We start from the raw sequence: 21008 nt of genomic DNA on the forward strand, positions 1-21008 counted from the left end.
GACAATCATGTCTGGAATTCTATACGGAATCGGCGTCGGTCCGGGAGACCCGGAATTAATGACCATAAAAGCAGCAAAGCGGATAAAGGAATGTGCGGTGATCGCCATTCCACACAGGGAAAAGGAGCAGTGCACGGCTTACCGGATCGCGCGTCAGGCGGTGCCGGAGATTGAGGAGAAAGAGTGCCTTTACCTCCCTATGCCGATGACAAAGGATAAAAAGGTGCTGGATGAAAGCCACGATCTGGCGGCCGGCGCTGTGATGGAACGGCTGGACAGAGGGGAGGACGTGGGTTTCATCACGCTGGGTGATGTGAGCATCTACTCGACCTGCAGCTATCTGCTGGAGCGCCTGTGGAGTAAAGGGTATGCGACGAGGCTGGAATGCGGGATTCCCTCATTTTCAGCGGCAGCGGCCAGGCTTGGCATGCCGCTGGTGTCCGGAGCGGAGGAGCTGCATGTGATACCGGCTACGTACCAGGTGAAGGAAGCGCTTAAGCTTCCAGGCGTCAAGGTGCTTATGAAGACGGGAAAACAGATGAAGGCAGTCAAGGAAGAGATCCGCAAATGCGGGGGCAGTGCCGTTATGGTGGAAAACTGCGGCATGGATGATGAACGGATTTTTATGTCCCTGGAGGAAATACCGGATGAGCCGGGATATTATTCACTGTTGATTGTGAGGTAGAGATGGTACATATCGTAGGAGCAGGTCCGGGAGCACCGGATCTTATTACCGTCCGTGGGAAGGAACTGATCTCCCAGGCGGATACAATTATTTACGCAGGCTCGCTGGTAAATCCGGCGCTGCTGGAATACAGAAAAGAAGGGTGCCGCGTGTTAAACAGCGCGTATATGACGCTCGATCAGGTCGTAGAGGCGGTCCGTGAGACCGAGTCAGAGGGTAAGATGACAGTCCGCCTGCACACGGGAGACCCCTGCATCTATGGGGCGATCCGGGAACAGATGGATGAATTTGACCGTTTGGGGATCTCCTATCAAGTCTGCCCGGGAGTCAGCTCCTTCTGTGGAGCCGCCGCAGCCTTGAATATGGAATACACGCTTCCGGAGATATCCCAGAGTGTGGTGATTACCAGGATGGCAGGGCGGACTCCGGTTCCGGAGCGGGAATCCATCGCTTCTTTTGCGGCGCATGGAGCGACCATGGTCCTGTTCTTAAGCTCAGGCATGGTGGCAGAGCTGGCGGATGAGCTGATGCGCGGCGGATACGGGGCGGACACTCCGGCGGCCATCGTCTATCGGGCTACCTGGGATGATGAGAAGAAGGTCGTCTGCACGGTGGGAACGCTGGCAGAGCGGGCGGCCAGGGAGCAGATCAGGAAAACAGCCCTGATCATCGTGGGAAACGCGGTGAGCCAGAGCGGGTATGCCCTTTCGAAACTGTATGATTCAGGATTTACGACGGAATACAGGAAGGGAAGTGATTCTGAGGGGGCAGCACTGGCACAGAAAGAGGGGAAATGATGAGGCTTTCGCTGATTTGTTTTACAGGAGCGGGGGCGAAGCTTGGCGCCCGGCTGTTGAAGGAACTGAAACGGGACGGTCATGAATGCCGCGGGTACGTGCTGGAGAAGTTTTTGAACCCGTTTCACGAGGCAAATGGTCTGGAACCCTTAAAATCCAGCCTTCAGGAATGGACCGGGAACCAGTTTGAGACGCGGGATGGGCTGATTTTCATTGGGGCCGCAGGGATCGCCGTCAGGGCCATTGCACCGTGGGTAAAGGACAAGAGGACGGATCCGGCCGTTGTGGTGATCGATGATAGCGGCCGCTTTTCCATTTCCCTTCTGTCCGGCCATTTGGGAGGAGCCAATGGGCTGGCGGAAGAGACGGCGAAGCTGACGGGAGGAATCCCCGTTATCACCACGGCCACGGATATCCATGGCCGCTTCGCAGTGGATAATTTTGCAAAGGAGCAGGGGCTTTGGATCTCGGATATGAAGACGGCAAAGGCGGTGTCCGCCGATGTCCTGGCCGGTGAGCCGGTGGGATTTTTCAGCGATTTCCCCGCAGCGGGAAGCGTGCCGGAGGGCTTTACCCAGAAGGAAAGCTGTAAAAGAAATGTCTGGATTACGGTGAAGCGTTATCCGGAGAACTATGACTTTCTGAAGCTGTTCCTGCCGGAAGGCGGAGAGGTGCTCCGTCTGGTACCCCGGATTGTGATCCTGGGAATCGGCTGTAAGAGGGGCACGGAAAAAGAAAGAATAGAAGCAGCCGTGGAGGAGGCATTAAGCCGTTGGAACATCGAGCCGGAGAGTGCGGCCGCTGTGGCGACAATCGATATAAAGAAAGAGGAAGCCGGACTCCTTTCCTATGTAAGGGAGCATGGTCTCTCCTTTCAAACGTATTCGGCCGAACGGCTGCTGCAGGCGGAGGGGGAATTCTCCCCGTCTTCTTTTGTTAAGGAGATCACAGGCGTGGACAACGTCTGCGAGCGGGCCGCCGTAAGCCTTGCAGAGGACTTAGGCGGAGGAAAACTGATGATGAGAAAACAGGCGGGCGGCGGCGTCACGGTGGCGGCCGCAGTTCGGGATTGGAAGGTGAAGCTGTGAAGCAGACAGGGAAATTATACGTGGTGGGAATCGGACCGGGTTCCTACGAACAGATGACAATAAAGGCGGTTCGCGCCATGGAAGAGAGTCAGGTGGTGGTCGGCTATACGGTGTATGCGGATTTGATGCGGGAACATTTTCCCGGAAAAGAGTGGATCACCACGCCTATGAGGCAGGAGACAGAACGGTGCCGTATGGCAATCGAGAAGGCGGAGGCCGGCATGACGGTGGCGCTGATCTGCAGCGGGGACGCCGGTGTGTACGGAATGAGCGGCCTTATCCTGGAGCTGGTGGGAGAATCGAATTCCCCGACCGTGGAGGTGATTCCCGGAGTGACGGCGGCGTTAAGCGGCGGTGCCTTGCTGGGTGCGCCTCTGGGGCACGATTTTGCCGTGATCAGCTTAAGCGATTTACTGACTCCGATGGAGCTGATCGAGGACAGGCTTTTGCACGCGGCAAAGGCGGATCTGGCCATATGCCTCTATAATCCCTCCAGCCGGAAGCGGTCGGATTACTTAAGACGGGCGTGTGACATCATGCTCACCGCCAAGAAGCCGGAAACGGTCTGCGGCATTGCAAAGAATATCGGCCGGGAAGGGGAGTCCATGGAGCTTATGACGCTTTCCGAATTAAGGGACACATCTACCGACATGTTTACCACCGTGTTCATCGGCAATGAGAAGACAAAGGCGGTAAACGGGAGGATGGTAACGCCGAGAGGGTACCGGAATGTGTAGGATTTTAATCTTCGGAGGCACTACGGAAGGCCGTCTTCTTGCCGAATACTGCCACCAGCAGGAAATAGAGGCGTACGTCAGCGTTGTCAGCGGTTACGGTGCGGATCTGCTACCGGAAAGTGAATATCTCCATGTGCTTTCGGGCCGCATGGCCGGGGAGGCGATGGAAGGCTTCATGAAGCGGGCATCCATCCGCGCTGTCTTTGACGCGACCCATCCGTATGCCGCGGAGGCAACCAGAAATATAAAGGAAGCCTGCGGCCGCGCCGGGGTCTCCTATCTGCGGGTGACGCGGGAGTCTGCCGCAGCGGAGAATCCTGGAGGTGACAGCGGCAAAGGCCCAGCCGCAGCATTTGCATCTCAAGTCGTATACGTGCATTCCGTAGAGGAAGCCGTCTGTTACTTGAAGGACAGGGAGGGAGACATCCTCGTGACTACGGGGAGTAAGGAACTTGCCGCCTATACAGCGCTTCCGGGATATGAGGAAAGGCTTTACGTGCGGGTTCTTCCCTCCTGCGCCGCCATATCCGCCTGCGAAGACATCGGAATAAGAGGAAAACGCATCATCGCCATGCAGGGCCCGTTTTCCGAAGAAATGAACCGGGCCATGATGCGGCAGCTGGGAGTCCGCTATCTGGTGACAAAGGAAGCGGGGACAGCGGGAGGCTTTTTAGAAAAGCTCTCCGCGGCGGAAGCGCTTTCCGTGACAGCGGTTGTGATTGGAAGACCGTTGGAGGAGAGAGACGGAATTACATTGGACGCGGCAAAAATACTCCTGAAAGAAGCGGGAACCGTATCCGCCAAACGGAAGCTTTCTCTCATCGGGACAGGGATGGGAGGCCCGGGCCAGATGACGCTTGCGGCCGCTGAGGCGCTGAAACGGTGTGATGTCCTATTTGGTGCCAGACGTATGACGGACGCGGCGGAGAGGCTGGGAGAACCGGTGTCGAAAATCCTGCGGGTTCCGATTTATGGGAACCGTGAGATCCTGGAATGGCTTGAGAGTCATCCGGAGCATAAAAGAGCCGGTGTCCTGTATTCCGGCGACACGGGGTTTTACAGCGGCGCGTCCGGTATGGCCGCCGTGCTTTCGGAAAAACCGTACTGCGATTCCTATGAATTCACCACTTACCCGGGGATTTCGTCCGTGTCGTACTTATGTGCCAAAATGGGACGAAGCTGGGAGCATGTGAAACTGATCAGCCTGCACGGGCGGGACTGCGACGCGGTCCAGGCGCTGGCTCAGAATCCGGCGGTATTTACGCTGCTGGGCGGGGCGCATACGGTAAAGGAACTCTGTGAGCAGCTTTTGAGAGCCGGGCTTACCGACGTGAGAATCACTGCGGGAGAGCGGCTCTCCTATGCCGATGAGCGGATTGTGACCGGAACGCCGGACCAGCTTGCAGCCATGGAATTTACAAGCCTGGCTGTGATTCTGATGGAACGGAACGAAGAGTGTGAGGGAGGCAGATGAGAGACGAATGGTTTATCCGGGGAGAGGTCCCCATGACGAAGAGCGAGGTTCGTGCCGTTTCGGTGGAGAAGCTGGAGCTTTCGCCCGATTCGGTCCTCTATGATATCGGAGCGGGGACCGGTTCCGTGTCGGTGGAGGCCGCGGCTTTTATGCCGGAAGGCACAGTCTATGCGGTCGAGAAGAAGCGGGAGGCCGTGGAGCTGCTGGAGAAAAACAGGAAAAAGTTTCAGGCGGAGCAGATTCGAATCATAGAAGGCGCGGCCCCGGAGGCTTTAGAGGGTCTGGAGGCGCCTACCCATGCATTTCTGGGAGGAACCTCCGGCAAAATGGCAGATATTCTTTCTCTGCTGCTGGCAAAGAATCCCGAGGTCCGGGTGGTGGTGAATGCGATCACGCTGGAGTCCGTTTCGAAGGTGATGGAATGGACTGCCGACCACGGGATCGAGGCCGATATCGTTCTGGTGTCAGTTTCGCGGGCGAAGGCGGCGGGGCGGGTCCACATGATGATAGCTCAGAACCCTGTTTATGTGATTTCCTTTGGGGGGAGAGAGACAGGGGGCGTGAAAGCGGCAAAGCAAGCGGTGACAGCCGAAAAGGCCTCCGGCTCAGAAACTGCATATCCGCGTTTGATGCTTGCCGCACCGAAGAGCGGCAGCGGAAAAACGATGATGACCTGCGGACTGCTGGCCGCATGGAAAAAGCGGGAGATAGAATGCCGGGCGTTTAAGTGCGGGCCTGACTACATCGATCCCATGTTTCACAAGTATGTGCTGGGAATTGACGGTGGGAATCTGGATACCTTTTTTCTGCCTGAGGAAGAGGTTCGAAATCAGTTTAAGGACCTGGCAGCCGGTGCTGACCTTTCGGTGGTGGAAGGCGTGATGGGATATTACGACGGTGTCGGAGGAAATGACACTTGGGCCAGCTCCTACGACACGGCCCGCGCCCTTGACGCACCTGTCGTACTGGTTCTGGACTGCAAGGGAGCCTCGCTTTCCCTGGCGGCAGAAATAAAAGGATTTCTGGAATATAGAAAAGACAGCCGTATACGCGGCGTTATCCTAAACAGGATCTCTCCGGTGATGGCGGAACGCCTCGTGCCGGAGATCGAAAAGCTGGGAATTTCCGTGTTCGGCTATCTGCCGGAATGCGACGCGGCAAAAGTAACCAGCCGTCATCTCGGACTTGTGATTCCGGAGGAGTCGGGAGCCCTGCGGGAGCGGCTGGAACTGTTGGCTTTGGAGATTGAGAAGACCGTAGATGTGGAAGGGCTTTTACGGCTGGCCGGCGGTGCCGGGGAATTGAAGAACGACGGTGAAGCGGCGGAGGGCAGCGCTGAATCCGTAATCGGCGTTGAAGCACCCGGAACGGAACGCATACGGATCGGTATTGCCAGAGACGAGGCTTTCTGTTTTTATTATCAGGAAAATATAAAGCTTTTTGAGAGCCTGGGAGCCGAGTTCGTGGAATTTGATCCCATGCGGGACGAGCATCTGCCAAAGGAAATTGCCGGGCTGATGCTCGGCGGCGGTTACCCGGAACTCTATGCCGAAAGATTGTCGGCCAACGGCTCCCTTTTAAGAGAAATAAAAGAAGCGGCGGCCGGCGGAATGCCCATACTCGCGGAGTGCGGCGGCTTCCTCTATCTTCATGAGGAGCTGGAGACGAAGGAGGGGGAGGTCCTTCCCATGGCGGGAGTCATCGCGGGGCGGGCATTTCCAACCGGAAAACTGTCCCGTTTCGGATACATCGGGCTCGTGCCCTATGGGGACACTCCGCTTTTGAAAGAAGGGGAAGAGATCCGCGGCCATGAATTCCACTACTGGGACAGCACGGCCTGCGGAAATGCGATGAAGGCCGTGAAACCAGGCGGAAAGAGAAGCTGGGACTGCATTCATGCAGATGGCGGTCTGCTGGCCGGTTTCCCCCATCTTTATTATCCATCAAATCCGTCTGCCGCAGAGCGGTGGCTGGAGCTTTGCAGGAAAGGAACTTAAGTCATGACAGAAGAATTGAACATACGGCGGGGCGTCTCAGAGGACATTTCCGAACTGGTGCGGTTATACGACGAGACGGTCGAGCATCTGGAAAGCCATGTCAACTATCCGGGCTGGAAAAAGGGAGTCTATCCCGGAAGGGACGCGGCGGAAGAGGGAGTGGAGACAGGCACACTCTATGTGGCGGAGACTAAAGGCCGCATCATCGGTTCCATCATATTAAATGGAAAGCAGGAGGCCGCATACAACGGTGTCTCCTGGGGCGTGGAGGCAGAGCCGGAAGAGGTAATGGTGATCCATACATTTCTCGTTCACCCTGATTTCCGGAAATCAGGCGCGGGGAAATTCCTGATGGAGTTTGCGGAAGTGCAGGCCTTGAGGGAAGGAAAGAAGACAATCCGTCTTGACGTATACGAGAAAAATGAACCCGCAGTCCGGCTCTATGAGCGGCAGGGATACCGCTATGTGGCGACTGTGGATCTGGGACTGGGCTCCTGGGGCCTTCCGTGGTTTAAACTCTATGAGAGAACGGCAGAAGAGTGCTTAAACGGGGTGTTGTCCAGGATATCCCCTCTTTCTGCAGGTGCCATGGAACTGGCCTCTCTCACATGGAGCCATGTGGCGAAGCCGCTCTACAGCCTGGGGATTCTCGAAGAGGACGTAATAAAGATCGCCGGAATATCAGAGACCCAGCATGTCGATATCGGTAACCGGGCGCTGATTATCATGTGCAGTGATAACGGCATTGTAGAAGAAGGGGTAACTCAGACCGGACAGGAAGTCACAGCCGTGGTAACTGAAAATATGACGGATGGAAACAGCAGTGTCTGCCTCATGGCTGACCGGGCGGGAGTGGACGTGTTTCCGGTGGATATCGGAGTCTCCAGAGATCTGCGTTCCGGCGCCAGGAATCCGCTGATACGGAAAAAACTGGCTTATGGAACAAAGAATTTCCATAAGGAACCGGCCATGACCCGGGAGACCGCTGTATCTGCCATTGCCGCGGGACTTAGCGTGGCAGGGGAGCTGAAGGAAAAAGGGTACCGTCTGATCGCCACCGGAGAGATGGGGATCGGCAACACCACGACGAGCAGCGCCGTGGCGGCCATGCTGCTGGATCGTGATCCGGCTGAAATGACGGGCCGCGGGGCGGGACTGTCGGACGAGGGCCTGATGAAAAAAGTATCCGTTATCCGGGAAGCTGTGAAACGGTACGGACCGGAATGCAGCGATGCCATCGATGTGATCGCCCATGTGGGCGGTTTAGATCTCGCCGGTCTTACCGGCGTCTTTTTAGGGGGCGCGGTCTACCGCATTCCCGTTCTGATCGACGGCTTTATCTCGGGCACTGCGGCGCTTGCCGCAGCAAAGCTGGCGCCGGCCGCCCGCGATTATATGCTGGCCACCCACGTTTCGGCGGAACCGGCGGGACGATTGCTCCTGGATGAACTGGGCTTAAAGCCATTTGTAGCGGCAGGAATGTGTCTGGGGGAGGGGACCGGCGCGGTGGCGTCCATCCCGCTTCTCGATATGGCGCTGGAGGTTTATACCAAAATGAGCACATTTCAGGATATTCAGATTGAGGAGTACAAGCCGCTGGCGTCTCAGAGAAATTCCGGGACGCAGTAGCAGTGAATCCCGGCGGCACCAGGGCATGCTGGTGCTTACAGCGAGGAGGAAGAGGATGGTAACACTGGTAACAGGGGGCAGCGGCAGCGGGAAATCGGCCTTTGCCGAGCAGGAGATCGTCAGACTGGGAAAACGGAGGCGGATCTACATTGCGACCATGAAGCCCTGGGATGAGGAGTGCAGACGCCGGATTGAACGTCACCGTCTGATGCGGGCAGATAAGCAGTTTGAGACTGTGGAGTGCTGCCGCGGCTTAGAGCGGCTGAAGCTGCCTGCCGGGGGAACAGACGGAGAGCTGACCGGAGCGGCGGAGTATGCAGTTCTTTTGGAATGCCTCTCCAACCTGGTTTCCAATGAACTGTTTGGAACCGGGGATGACGACTGTCCGGACAGCCTTTCCGCCGAATACGGCTCTGAGGTGGCAGATTCGGTAGCAGGCGGAATTCTGAGTCTGAGAAAGAAAGTATCTGATCTCGTCATCGTGACCAACGAGGTGTTTTCGGCCGGCGATTACCGCAAACAACCGGTCTGCATAAAATGGGACGAAAAAGGGGAAAATCCGGATACCGGAGATCTCTGCGGCTGGGATGAATCCACGGCTCTCTATCTAAAGGTTCTGGGAGAAATCAACTGCCGTCTGGGAATGCTTGCAGACCGCGTCATCGAGGTGAGCGCAGGAATTCCCGTTGTAATTAAATAATCATGTCATACAGTTGTCGTGTTTACTGTGTTACACTCATAAAAAAGTAAGGAGGCAGCAGTATGACACCATTTGATTATAAAAAAGAGTATAAGGCATTGTATCTTCCGAAGGAGATGCCATCCATCGTGGAGGTACCTTCCATGCAGTACGCGGCGGTGAGAGGACACGGAGATCCGAACGAGCCGGATGGGGAATACGGAAGGGCAGTTGCCGTTCTGTACGGGATTTCCTACACGATTAAGATGAGCTATAAGGGAAGCCGGAAGATTGAAGATTTCTTTGAGTACGTCGTTCCGCCGCTGGAGGGCTTCTGGTGGATGGAAGGCGGTGCGCCGGGCGTCGATTACAGGAACAAGTCCGGATTTAACTGGATTTCCATAATCAGAGTGCCGGAATTCGTCACAGAGGAGGTATTCGCCTGGGCGAAGGAGGAGGCGCAGCGAAAAAAAGAGATCGATACGAGTCTTGCGGAGCTGATTACAGTTTCGGAGGGCCTGTGTGTCCAGTGTCTCCATATTGGAAGCTATAACGAGGAACCGGCCACCGTTGCAAAGATGGACCATTATAGGAGGGAACAGGGCTATGAGAACGATATTTCTGATCGCAGGCGTCACCATGAGATATACTTAAGTGATCCGAGGAAGGTTTCTCCGGAGCGTATGAAAACCGTAATCAGGCATCCGGTGAGACCGAAGATTGATTAGAGCGTATCTGGATATGAATTTTCAGACATGCTCTGGGAGAGGAAGGAAAAAATGATAGTCATGATTTGTGTTGACGACCATAACGGCATGATGTTCAACCACCGGCGTCAGAGCAGAGACAGCGCCGTGCAGGAGCGGGTGCTCCGGTGCTCGGAGAACAGCAGACTTTGGATGAACGAGTACTCCAGTAAGCTGTTCCCGGAGCCTAAACCGGACTGGCTGTCCGTCGATCCGGCATTTCTTGACAGGGCGGGAAGCGGAGAGTACTGCTTTGTTGAGGACCAGGACATTCGGCCATATGAAGATGAGCTTGAATCGATCATTCTGTTTCAATGGAACCGCAGTTATCCGGCGGATTTCCATTTTCCGGCGGATATCCTGTCTCATGGATGGACCATGACGGAATCCGAGGAGTTTGAGGGAAGCTCCCACGAAAAAATAATAAGAGAAGTGTATAAAAAAGATGAAGAGAATAAGTAATTATATTGCAGTTTTAGTCATGACGGCGCTGTTCCTTGTCGGCTGCGCCCAATCGCCGGCCCCGATACCGGACCAGGTGCTGGCTCAGACATCGGCTCAAATGTCAGACCAGACATCGGCTCAGACCGGCGAAAGCCAAAGCACTGCCGGTGTACAGGCCAATGAGACAGAGCTTGTGGGTAGTACAGGACCGAAGCAGTTCAAAGTATCCGATATTCCCGCCTATTCGGGAGAAGCGTATGCCGCGGTAAACGGGAATGTCCCCTATTTCGAAACGTCAGATTTCACGACAGAATCCTTCGAGACTTACAGTGATTTAGACAGCCTCGGAAGATGCGGCACGGCCTATGCCAATGTGGGCACAGATCTTATGCCGACAGAAAAACGCGGGTCCATAGGCAAGGTGAAGCCTTCCGGGTGGCAGACCATAAAATACGATTTTGTAGACGGTAAGTACCTCTATAACCGGTGCCACTTAATCGGCTTTCAGCTGACGGCTGAGAATGCCAATGAAAAGAATCTGATCACAGGTACCCGGTATATGAATGTGGACGGTATGCTGCCGTTTGAGAACATGGTGGCCGACTACGTCAAGGAAACGAAAAACCATGTCCTGTACCGCGTTACTCCGGTTTTCCAGGGCAATAATCTGATCGCTGACGGCGTACTGATGGAGGCGGAATCCGTTGAGGACGCGGGCGACGGGATTTTATTCTGTGTATTTGTCTATAACGTGCAGCCCGGAGTCACCATAGACTACGTTACCGGCAGCAGTCAGCGATCAGAGAGTGCACCACAGGAGACCGCGGTGCCCGAGGCCGGCAGCACAGCCGGGAAAAAAGCTGAGAGCAGCGCAGAAAGTAAAAACGAAAGTAAATCCAGTACCGAGACCACATATATTTTCAATACCAATACTCACAAATTTCACTATCCTTCCTGTTCCAGTGTTTCACAGATGAATGAATCAAACAAGCAGAGCTTCACCGGCAGCCGGGATGAAGCGATCGCGCAGGGCTATGAGCCGTGCGGGAGATGTAAGCCTTAATTTTTTTCTGCCGGCTGGTATCTTTAGCTATAAAATTTACAGTTGTAGTGGGGGAGAGGCTCTGTGCCCCTCCTCTTTCCCGTCTTCACGCCAGGTCTCTCCCAGGCGTATCTTTCAGCCTCCAAATCCAATTCTGCGCCGGTAAATACGAATTGAAACCGTGATATTTTTTTGTATATTATAGACTTTATACGCTTGTATATGGTATTATATACATAAGAAACACGTTACTAAAAGTTAATAATTGGATTGTAAAAAGTATGGTTCAATTTACTTGTATGGAGGTATATATGACAGATACAGAAAAAATTGATCAGATCCTATTAAAAATGGAAAGTTTTGCGACAAAAGACGATTTGAAGGTCTTTGCGACAAAAGACGATTTGAAGGCCTTTGCAACAAAAGACGATTTGAAAGCCTTTGCGACAAAAGCAGACTTAAGGCATGAAACCAATTTGGTGTTGGAAGAGTTGGATTCAACGGAGCAGAGACTCAACCGAAGGATTGATTCAACCAACAAAGACCTGCAAGAGTTACGTCAATATGTCACAGCTGTGCGATATAACAATGAGATTGTCGAAATTCTGATGAAACGACAGGACAATGTAGAACAAAGATTGCAAAAAGTGGAAAGAAAGGTGTTGTGTTCATAAGTTGTAACAGTTCAGACGGCGGGATAATTGGCGCATAAGTTGTTTGGATCTGTAAAAGGCAGAAAACAATTGAAAATATTTACAGCTCGTGATATGCTATTACTGTATCCTGACGCCAAAAAACATGCTTTGAGGCGAAAGGTTCGGCTCGAGATAGGAAATATAACATGGAATGCAGATCGCATTCTTTTCTTGCCGTACCGTTTGGGGTGCGGCATTTTTGCTTTAACAAAATCAACGAGAATTCTCCCAGCCTCTACAGGTGGGAGATGAATCGCAAAAACAAACTTAGCGTCAGTGGCGGGCAGATATCCCCCACTGACATGAGGTCAAAACAATCCGGGCAACCGGATAAAATGGCAGCATAGCTACTATGTCATTCTGAGTTTTGTATTCTGAACTCAGAATGTGGATTGAAATAATATTTGAAATATTTTAAGATTCCGGAGGTGTAACGATGGAAACAAGGATCGCGGTGGTGGGAATCGTTGTGGAAGCAGAGGAATCCGTAGAGGAACTCAACGAAATTCTTCATGAATACCGCCAGTACATCATTGGCCGTATGGGGATTCCCTATCATGAGAAGAAGATCAGCATTATCAGTATTGCGGTGGACGCTCCCCAGAGTATTATATCGGCTCTTTCCGGCAAGGTGGGAAAATTGAAGGGAGTCAGCTCGAAGACCGCCTACTCGGGAGTGAAATCATGAGCGACGCTGCAAAGAAGGTCATGGACTTAGCCGTGCGGCTGGCGGAGAATCACGATCTGCCGGATGACGCGCTGTATACGCTGATTACGGAACGGAATGAAGAGACAGCCCTGTTTTTGAGAAACGAGGCCAGAGCACTGTGCGAACGGATCTACGGACGCTTCGTCTATATCCGAGGACTGATTGAATTTACGAATTACTGTAAAAATGACTGCTACTACTGTGGAATCAGGAGAAGCAACCGGGAGGCAGAGCGGTACCGGTTGACAGAGGAGGAGATTCTGTCGTGCTGTGAGGCTGGCTACGGCTTGGGATTCCGCACTTTTGTGCTTCAGGGCGGAGAAGATCCCTATTTTACGGATGAACGGCTTGGCTCCATTGTGGCGTCAATCCGAGGGTTGTGTCCGGACTGTGCCATCACCCTGTCGGCAGGGGAGCGAAGCCATGACAGCTATAGACGCCTCCATGATGCGGGGGCAGACCGTTACTTACTCCGCCATGAGACGGCCGATCCGTGCCATTACGGAAGGCTTCATCCGGAGTCGATGAGCTTCGATAAGCGGATGGCGGCGCTGAAGGATCTGAAGGAAATCGGTTATCAGACTGGCTGCGGCTTTATGGTTGGGTCACCATACCAGACCGCGTCCATGATCGTAAAGGATCTGCGCTTCATGAAGGAATTCGGTCCTCATATGATTGGGATCGGACCGTTTCTCTCTCATAAGGACACTCCGTTTTATGATATGGAAAATGGGACAGCCGAATTGACACTGTATCTGCTGTCGGTTATTCGTCTGATGATGCCGAAGGTGCTGCTTCCTGCTACCACGGCACTCGGAACCGTGACGGAAGGCGGCAGAGAGGCGGGAATCTTGAGCGGCGCCAATGTGGTCATGCCGAATCTGTCCCCGGCAGGCGTCCGAAAGAAGTATATGCTGTATGACAACAAGCTGTCCTCCGGCTCCGAGGCCGCGGAGAGCCTGGAACTCTTAAGGGAATCCTTAAGTAAAATCGGTTATGGGATTGCAGTCTCGCGGGGCGACAGTCTAGTAATATAAAAATGAATGACTGACGGAGAAGCATTTGCTGACCCGGAAGAAAGGAAGGAATCATGTATAATCCAGAATCGTTAAAAGCAGAGGAATTTATTTCACACGAGGAGATCCAGGAGACACTCGACTATGCGGAAAAAAACAAAGAAAACGTGGAGCTGATCGACTCGATCATCGAGAAGGCAAGGCAGCTGAAGGGACTCAGCCACAGGGAGGCGTCCGTGCTGCTGGCCTGCGAGATGCCGGACAAGATTTTAGAGATGTATAACCTGGCGGAAGAGATTAAGAAGAAATTCTATGGAAACCGTATCGTCATGTTTGCACCTCTCTACTTATCCAACTACTGTATCAACGGCTGTACGTACTGTCCGTACCACGGCAAGAACAAGCACATCGCCCGCAAGAAGCTGACGCAGGAGGAAGTGGCAAAGGAAGTAATCGCCCTTCAGGATATGGGCCATAAGCGTCTGGCTATCGAGGCGGGGGAGGATCCGGTGAGAAATCCCATCGAATACATATTGGAATGTATCGATACGATCTATTCCATTAAGCATAAGAACGGAGCCATCCGCCGTGTGAATGTAAATATTGCCGCTACTACGGTCGAGAACTACAGGAAGTTAAAGGACGCGGGAATCGGAACTTACATTCTGTTCCAGGAGACGTATCACAAGGAGAGCTATGAGAAGCTTCATCCGACGGGACCGAAGCACGATTACGCCTACCATACCGAGGCTATGGACCGGGCCATGGACGGCGGAATCGATGATGTGGGACTTGGCGTACTTTTCGGACTGGAGCTCTACAAATATGAGTTTGCAGGCCTTTTAATGCATGCCGAGCATTTAGAGGCGGTTCACGGTGTGGGCCCTCACACCATCAGCGTTCCGCGTATCAAACATGCCGACGATATCGATCCAAGCGCATTTGACAACAGCATCAGCGACGACATCTTTGCAAAGCTCTGCGCATTGATCCGTCTTGCCGTGCCATATACGGGAATGATCATTTCCACAAGGGAGAGCCAGCAGGTGAGGGAAAAGGTGATCCGCCTCGGTGTGTCCCAGATCAGCGGCGCTTCCAGAACAAGCGTAGGCGGTTATCAGGAGGAGATCCGGCCGACCGATACGGAGCAGTTTGACGTTTCCGACCAGAGAAGCCTCGACGAGGTGGTGCGCTGGCTGATGGAGATGGGGTATATTCCGTCCTTCTGTACCGCGTGCTATCGGGAAGGCAGGACCGGTGACCGTTTCATGAGCCTCTGTAAGAGCGGCCAGATTCAGAACTGCTGCCATCCCAACGCGCTAATGACGTTAAAGGAATTTTTGATGGATTACGCCTCCGAGGACACGAAAGCCATCGGAGAGAAGTTAATCGAGGCAGAGCTGGCCAATATTCCAAAAGACAAGGTGCGGGATATCTGTAAGGATCATCTGGAAAAGATCGAACAGGGAATCCGGGATTTCCGGTTTTGAGATAGTATGGTTCATACAAAAGACAACTCAGAGGACTGTGGGGTGAAGAAATATGGGACTAAGTGATACGCCGGGCGGCGAGCGCATACACATTGGCTTCTTCGGCCGCCGCAATGCGGGAAAATCCAGCATAGTAAACGCGGTCACGGGCCAGGAACTGTCCGTGGTATCTGATATCAAGGGAACGACGACGGACCCGGTCTATAAATCCATGGAGCTGCTTCCCATGGGCCCTGTGGTGATCATCGATACCCCGGGCTTTGACGATGAAGGCGCTCTCGGAGAGCTGCGCGTGAAAAAGACCCGGGAGATTTTAAACAGGGCGGACTGTGCCGTGCTGGTGGTCGATTCGGTTTTGGGAAAGACGAAAGCCGATGAGGAGATGCTTACACTATTTAAAGAGAAACAGCTTCCATATCTGATCGCCTATAATAAATGGGATCTGCTGGACGAAAAAGAGTATAAAACAGAAGAGCAGACAGCGGACGAAAAATCTGTTTTCGTCAGTGCCGAGACGAACTACCATATTAAGGAGTTAAAAGAGAGGATCGCCGGTCTCGTAAAAGAGAAGGAAAATGGCTGCCGTCTGGTGGGCGATTTCTTAAAACCTCTCGATCTTGTGGTCCTTGTGGTCCCCATCGATAAGGCCGCGCCGAAGGGACGGCTGATTCTGCCGCAGCAGCAGGCCATCAGGGATATTCTGGAGGCGGGGGCCGTGTCCGTGGTGGTGCGCGACACGGAGCTTTTAGCCGCGCTTAAGAAGCTGGGCCGCGATCCGGATCTGGTGATCACGGACAGCCAGGCGTTTTCCGAGGTGGCCGCAGTGGTACCGGGCCGTGTGCTGCTCACCTCATTTTCCGTCCTGATGGCAAGATATAAAGGATTCCTGGATGCGGCGGCAAGCGGAGTGAAGGCCGTGAACCAGCTGCAGGACGGGGACCGGATTCTCATATCCGAGGGATGTACCCACCACCGGCAGTGCAATGATATCGGCACGGTGAAGATTCCGGCCTGGATTAAGAAATATACAGGGAAGAATGTCATCATCGAAACGTCCTCGGGGCGAAGCTTTCCGGAAGACTTATCCGGTTACCGCCTGGTGATCCACTGCGGCGGCTGTATGCTTAATGAGAGAGAAGTCAGATACCGCATGCAGTGCGCGGGGGACGCGGGCGTTCCCTTTACGAATTACGGTATGGTCATTGCGCAGATGAAGGGGATTCTGGAGCGAAGCGTGGAAATCTTCCGGAAGGTTCAGTGATTAGTCCGGGAAAATTATTTCCGGCTTGCGGGAATAGAAGCAGAGCAGGAAGGATAACGGGATCCGCGTTATCTTTCCTGCTTTTTGTTTCCGGCTGTGAACACAATAGAAAATGGAAAAAAATACCATATATGGAGTTTAAGGACTACTCAGCGTGCGTTCCAAATACTGTTTATTTCATGTAAAATAATAAAAGAAGTATTTTACATCAGGAAGGATTTATTTTACATGAATGATAACAGAAGTAAAAATCAGCCACGAGTACGGAAATTTCCATCAGAGCCGGCCGGGGAGAAGGGCCCGGGACGTGCATCAAAGGGCGGACGAAAAAAAGAGGAACTGCTGCGTGAAATGGGAAACCGCCTGAGGCAAATCAGGCTGGAAAAGAACTGGACTCAGGATAAGATGGCGGAATGTCTCGGTATTACGAAAGCATTCTATGGAAAAATCGAGAGGGGAGAGAGCAGCATTGCCCTGGAAAAACTGGCCCTGTTGAATGAAACCATGGACATTGACTTAAACTATCTGATAACCGGGGAGACAATTCCGGTACTTCCGATCAATTTCCAGGATGTTCCCCGCGAGAAACGATACAGCATGGAACAGCTTATCAAGTATGCCGTCAGTCTGGCATCAGCAAAAGAGGAGTGACAAAGAAATGAGAATTTTATCGTTGACAATCAGACTTCACGCCCCGTGGGTCCATTCTTTAAAGGAGAAGCGGATGGTGGTGAAGAGTCTGACTGCAAAGCTTCGCAATAAATATAACGTATCCGCAGCAGAGACCGATGAACAGGATATTCACCAGATTATCGTCATCGGAGTGGCCTCAATTGCCGCAAACCACGCGCAGGCCGACAGTATGGAGGAGGAAATTCTGCATTTTGTGGAGTCGAATACGGAGGCGGAGCTGGTGGAACACGTGAAAGAAGTATTTTAAAGGCAGGGATAAAAAATGGCTTTGTAAAAGAAACTTGACAGAAGTGGAAAAAAGGAATATAGTTACTATACTGTAAAGTTACTTAACAAGAGCGGAGGCAGCTACATGAACGATTATTCACAGATGACGGTACTTATGGAACGTATCATTCATAAATACAATCAGTGGGAGAACAGAAAACGCACGTATGGCACAAAGATGCTGCTGACCCGATCAGAGATTCACACGATCGCGGCCGTGGGAGACAATCCGGGAATCAATATCACTGCTCTGGCCTCTGCGCTGGGAGTTACGAAAGCTGCTGCCTCGCAGATGATATATAAACTTGTGGATAAAGGCGTCGTGGAGAAGGCGGTATCCCCCTATTCGGACACGGAGGTGGTCTTAAACCTGACGGAGGAAGGGCAGAAGAATTATATCGCCCACAGGGATATCCACACCCGCTCGGATGAAGAATCTCTCCGGCTGATTCAGGAGATGCCGGAGCCGTTCTGCAGAGAGATGATTCAGTTCCTGACCGCGTTTGAAGAAATTATGGATAAGAGATTAAAAGAAGAATAGGCTGTCGCTGGCAGCATTTCTTTTTCTTACATTGTTAAGTATATTTACAGTATATTATATTTACAGTATATCATATTAACGGTGCGTTATATTAACAGCACATTACATTAACAGCGTACCACATTAATAGAGAAGCATAAGGAGGAAATCATGATGCAGGAATATCGCACGAAGGAACTTTACGGAGATTTTTATGAGAATGAAGGAAAACCGCTGGTGGTAATCATAGGCGGCAGCAGGCCGGGACTTCCGGCGCCTTTGAACCAAGATTTTTTAGAACGATTAAAGAAAGATTTTCAGGTTCTGCTGCTGGCGTACTTCGGCGCCGGTGATCTTCCGGAGAGTCTTGAGCGCCTGCCGCTGGAATACTTTGTAAATGCGGTATCCGCCGTAAAACAGGAGTATGGCATCGACGACAAAGAGGTGATTGTAATCGGCCAGTCGAAGGGAGGGGAAGCCGCGCTGCTGCTGACAAACTATATGAGATCGGCCGTGACAATCGCGCTGGTTCCTTCCTGCTATGCGTTCCAGGGACTGCCCGCGGAATTCACCCTGGAGAGCTTTACAAACAGGAAGTCCTCCTGGTCCTTTCAGGGAAAAGAACTGCCCTATATCAAATTCTATTTTGACCGGGAAATTGTAAAGGAGATTATGGATGGAAATTACTGTACGTGTTATGAAGCATCGATAGAGAAGAACGGGAATGAAGATGCGCTCATCCGCGTTGACGGATACACCGGGAAAATACTTCTGATTTCTGAGGAAAACGACAGGTACTGGCCGAGCCGGGCGATGAGTGAGCAGCTGGTTAAGAGAAGCGGAAACAGAGAAAATATGAGACATATATCCATGAAGCTGGACGGCCATTATCTCATGAATTATGAGGAGTCAGCCGGGGAAATCGTGAAGTACCTGGAAGAGTATCTGGCCGGTAAAAGGTGAAGCTCCCTTAAATTTTGAAAGGGAGAGGCTAAAAAAAATCCAGATAATTTACTAAAAAAGTTTATTTACTAAAAAATTTGAATACTTAAAATTAATGGATTGACAAGAAACGACATTATTGTTATACTAATCCCAACAAATGCAAAGAGGCAGAAAATGGAGTTCATTTTCTGCATTTTTTGTAAATATTTGCTTTAGCGAACTAAAGCGAAAGGCATAGGAGGACTCGTTATGAGAAAACGTAGAAGTGTACTTGCAGCAATATTACTGTCCGCGATGGCTCTTACAACCGCATGTGGTGGGAGCGGCGGCACGACAGAAACGAGCGGCGGCGGGAACGTTCAGGCTGAAGCAGGATCGGAAGCGGGAAATACGGGGGAGGAAACCGTAGTACAGATTGGCCAGACCTCAGAGGTAGCCAACTTAAACCCGACGATTCAGCCGAGAACACCGGACAGCAACGTGCAGTGTATGATCTTTAACTATCTGGTTATTCCGGACGAAGAACTGAACTACGTGGGGGATTTGGCAGAAGGATGGGATGTATCGGACGACGGCAGGACGTATACCTTCCATTTAAGAGACGGCGTAAAGTGGCATGACGGAGAACCATTTACCTCCGCCGACGTCGCATTTACATTAACCTCTCTGGCGGCGCCGACCTACAAGGGAGGCGCGGACAGCCGTATCGTCTCCATCGTCGGAGCCAAAGCGTACCAGGAAGGAAGCGCAGACAGCGTATCCGGCATTACCACACCGGATGATAAGACGGTTGTCGTGGAGCTGGAAGAGGCGAATGCCGCGTTTATCGGCAACATGTATACCTGTATTCTTCCGAAGCACATTCTGGAGAATGTGGATCCAGGCACATGGGATACCGACGATTTTAACCGTCATCCCATCGGAACCGGCAAGTATAAATTCGTTGAGTGGAAGTCGGGCCAGTACATCGAACTGGAGAAGAACGAAGATTACTTCGGCACAAAGCCAAGCATTGACCGCGTCTATGTGAAGTTCGGCGACGAGACAACACTGACCGCTTCCTTAATCAATGGCGAGCTGGACGTTCTGTATGGCTTAAGCGCTTCTGAGATTGAGACCGTAGAGGCCATGGGCGGCGTCAGAGTGGAAGCATATGATATGTTAAGCGTATACTATATCGGCTTAAACCAGTTAAATGAGGACTTAAGTGATTTAAAGGTACGCCAGGCACTGGCTTACGGTATTGACAAAGATAAGATTGTAGCGACGATTTATGGAGAGACCGGTTACGTTCAGGACAGCATTTTCCCGAGCAACCACTGGACCTACAGCGACGATGTAACGAAGTACCCGTACGATCCGGCGAAGGCAAAATCTCTTCTGGAAGAGGCTGGATATACCATGAATGCATCGACCGGATTCTACGAGAAGAACGGCAAGGCGCTTCATCTTACCTATGACCTCGTAACAAGCACAGACGGCAATTCTGTAGCTCAGCTGATCCAGCAGCAATGGAAGGAGATCGGCGTGGAGATGGAGATCATCGAGCAGGATTTCTCCACACTGGCTTACACGAAGCTGTTCCCATCCGATGATAACGGCAGCCCGCGCCGTGTAACGGCGGACGATTTCGCCTGCTACACCTTAGGCTTCGGCATGGAGGCCGATCCGGACGAGTACAGAATGTACTTAACCACAGCAGACGCACCGGGTACCTGGAATTTCGTTACATACAGCAACTCCAAGGTGGATGAATTATTTGAGAAGCAGCTTTACTCCACAAAACCGGAGGAGAGAGCGGCCTGCTACCATGAGATCGGCAAGCTGATTTCCGAAGATGTTCCGTGGATTCCGTTATATGGTAAAAAGAGCCTTGCAGGAGTCAGTGAGAAGGTGCAGAATTTCGCAGCAGACTTCCGCGGGATTACATTCCAGATTGAAAAATGGAACGTTGCTCAATAAATCAAACACCCCGCCGCAAGCTGCGGGGTGTTTGTCCCCGCGGGCAGCAGCCAAATGGACATGCCAGCATGCCCACCTGGCTCGTTGCTTTCGCGAGAATAAATGAATGAGGTAAATGGCCCAAAGCATATT

21 protein-coding genes and 1 pseudogene are annotated in these 21008 nt (G+C 52.3%); all 22 read left to right on the plus strand.

Annotated elements, in window-relative coordinates; genetic code table 11:
• Positions 1 to 7 precede the first annotated feature (7 nt).
• Complete coding sequence (cobI, locus tag DFR60_RS19980; RefSeq protein ID WP_110324463.1) at positions 8 to 685, plus strand: precorrin-2 C(20)-methyltransferase; 678 nt, start codon at positions 8 to 10, stop codon at positions 683 to 685.
• A gap of 2 nt (positions 686 to 687) precedes the next feature.
• Positions 688 to 1482, plus strand: a complete 795-nt coding sequence (gene cobM / locus DFR60_RS19985; RefSeq protein WP_110324464.1) for a precorrin-4 C(11)-methyltransferase — start codon at positions 688 to 690, stop codon at positions 1480 to 1482.
• Positions 1479 to 2570: a cobalt-precorrin 5A hydrolase gene (locus tag DFR60_RS19990; RefSeq protein ID WP_243005130.1), complete on the plus strand. Its 1092-nt coding sequence runs from the start codon at positions 1479 to 1481 to the stop codon at positions 2568 to 2570. Before cobM ends, DFR60_RS19990 begins: the two co-directional genes overlap by 4 nt.
• Complete coding sequence (gene cobJ, locus DFR60_RS19995; RefSeq protein WP_207659557.1) at positions 2567 to 3307, plus strand: precorrin-3B C(17)-methyltransferase; 741 nt, start codon at positions 2567 to 2569, stop codon at positions 3305 to 3307. The genes DFR60_RS19990 and cobJ overlap by 4 nt, the downstream gene beginning before the upstream one ends.
• A complete protein-coding gene (gene cobK, locus DFR60_RS20000; RefSeq protein ID WP_110324467.1) occupies positions 3300 to 4781 on the plus strand; it encodes a precorrin-6A reductase in 1482 nt (493 codons plus the stop codon). Before cobJ ends, cobK begins: the two co-directional genes overlap by 8 nt.
• The gene (locus DFR60_RS20005) at positions 4778 to 6778 is read left to right on the plus strand and encodes a cobyrinic acid a,c-diamide synthase CobB (RefSeq protein WP_243005131.1); all 2001 of its coding nucleotides are present in this window, start codon (positions 4778 to 4780) and stop codon (positions 6776 to 6778) included. Before cobK ends, DFR60_RS20005 begins: the two co-directional genes overlap by 4 nt.
• 3 nt (positions 6779 to 6781) lie before the next feature.
• Positions 6782 to 7234: pseudogene (locus tag DFR60_RS31495) on the plus strand (GNAT family N-acetyltransferase); the annotation flags it as partial.
• Between the two features lie 96 nt (positions 7235 to 7330).
• On the plus strand, positions 7331 to 8407 hold the full coding sequence (gene cobT / locus DFR60_RS20010) for a nicotinate-nucleotide--dimethylbenzimidazole phosphoribosyltransferase (RefSeq protein WP_432764122.1): 1077 nt from the start codon (positions 7331 to 7333) through the stop codon (positions 8405 to 8407).
• Positions 8408 to 8462: 55 nt separating this feature from the next.
• Positions 8463 to 9107, plus strand: coding sequence for a bifunctional adenosylcobinamide kinase/adenosylcobinamide-phosphate guanylyltransferase (locus DFR60_RS20015; protein WP_110324469.1), 645 nt, complete (start codon positions 8463 to 8465; stop codon positions 9105 to 9107).
• Between the two features lie 62 nt (positions 9108 to 9169).
• A complete protein-coding gene (locus DFR60_RS20020; RefSeq protein ID WP_110324470.1) occupies positions 9170 to 9814 on the plus strand; it encodes a GyrI-like domain-containing protein in 645 nt (214 codons plus the stop codon).
• Between the two features lie 51 nt (positions 9815 to 9865).
• Entirely contained in the window at positions 9866 to 10294 is a 429-nt protein-coding gene (locus tag DFR60_RS20025; protein WP_025530724.1) for a hypothetical protein, read from the plus strand.
• The gene (locus DFR60_RS20030; RefSeq protein ID WP_110324471.1) at positions 10278 to 11339 is read left to right on the plus strand and encodes a DNA/RNA non-specific endonuclease; all 1062 of its coding nucleotides are present in this window, start codon (positions 10278 to 10280) and stop codon (positions 11337 to 11339) included. Before DFR60_RS20025 ends, DFR60_RS20030 begins: the two co-directional genes overlap by 17 nt.
• 290 nt (positions 11340 to 11629) lie before the next feature.
• Positions 11630 to 11992 (plus strand): hypothetical protein, encoded by a 363-nt coding sequence (locus tag DFR60_RS20035; protein ID WP_110324472.1) that lies wholly within the window; start codon positions 11630 to 11632, stop codon positions 11990 to 11992.
• A gap of 457 nt (positions 11993 to 12449) precedes the next feature.
• Positions 12450 to 12701: a TM1266 family iron-only hydrogenase system putative regulator gene (locus DFR60_RS20045; RefSeq protein ID WP_002603498.1), complete on the plus strand. Its 252-nt coding sequence runs from the start codon at positions 12450 to 12452 to the stop codon at positions 12699 to 12701.
• Positions 12698 to 13759, plus strand: coding sequence for a [FeFe] hydrogenase H-cluster radical SAM maturase HydE (hydE, locus tag DFR60_RS20050; RefSeq protein ID WP_110324473.1), 1062 nt, complete (start codon positions 12698 to 12700; stop codon positions 13757 to 13759). The genes DFR60_RS20045 and hydE overlap by 4 nt, the downstream gene beginning before the upstream one ends.
• A 53-nt stretch (positions 13760 to 13812) precedes the next feature.
• Complete coding sequence (hydG, locus tag DFR60_RS20055) at positions 13813 to 15228, plus strand: [FeFe] hydrogenase H-cluster radical SAM maturase HydG (RefSeq protein WP_002603500.1); 1416 nt, start codon at positions 13813 to 13815, stop codon at positions 15226 to 15228.
• Between the two features lie 52 nt (positions 15229 to 15280).
• Positions 15281 to 16489 carry a [FeFe] hydrogenase H-cluster maturation GTPase HydF gene (hydF, locus tag DFR60_RS20060; RefSeq protein WP_110324474.1) on the plus strand — a complete coding sequence of 403 codons (1209 nt, stop codon included), beginning with the start codon at positions 15281 to 15283 and terminating at the stop codon, positions 16487 to 16489.
• A 228-nt stretch (positions 16490 to 16717) separates the two neighbouring features.
• A complete protein-coding gene (locus tag DFR60_RS20065; protein ID WP_110324475.1) occupies positions 16718 to 17140 on the plus strand; it encodes a helix-turn-helix domain-containing protein in 423 nt (140 codons plus the stop codon).
• A gap of 7 nt (positions 17141 to 17147) precedes the next feature.
• A complete protein-coding gene (locus DFR60_RS20070) occupies positions 17148 to 17429 on the plus strand; it encodes a DUF503 domain-containing protein (protein WP_025530730.1) in 282 nt (93 codons plus the stop codon).
• Positions 17430 to 17534: 105 nt separating this feature from the next.
• Complete coding sequence (locus DFR60_RS20075; protein WP_110324476.1) at positions 17535 to 17990, plus strand: MarR family winged helix-turn-helix transcriptional regulator; 456 nt, start codon at positions 17535 to 17537, stop codon at positions 17988 to 17990.
• Between the two features lie 150 nt (positions 17991 to 18140).
• A complete protein-coding gene (locus DFR60_RS20080; RefSeq protein ID WP_207659558.1) occupies positions 18141 to 18932 on the plus strand; it encodes an acyl-CoA thioester hydrolase/BAAT C-terminal domain-containing protein in 792 nt (263 codons plus the stop codon).
• A 231-nt stretch (positions 18933 to 19163) separates the two neighbouring features.
• A complete protein-coding gene (locus DFR60_RS20085) occupies positions 19164 to 20876 on the plus strand; it encodes an ABC transporter substrate-binding protein (RefSeq protein ID WP_110324478.1) in 1713 nt (570 codons plus the stop codon).
• The last annotated feature ends 132 nt before the right edge of the window (positions 20877 to 21008 follow it).

The sequence above is a fragment of the Hungatella effluvii genome (assembly GCF_003201875.1).
In the GTDB taxonomy this organism is placed as follows: Bacteria; Bacillota; Clostridia; order Lachnospirales; family Lachnospiraceae; genus Hungatella; species Hungatella effluvii.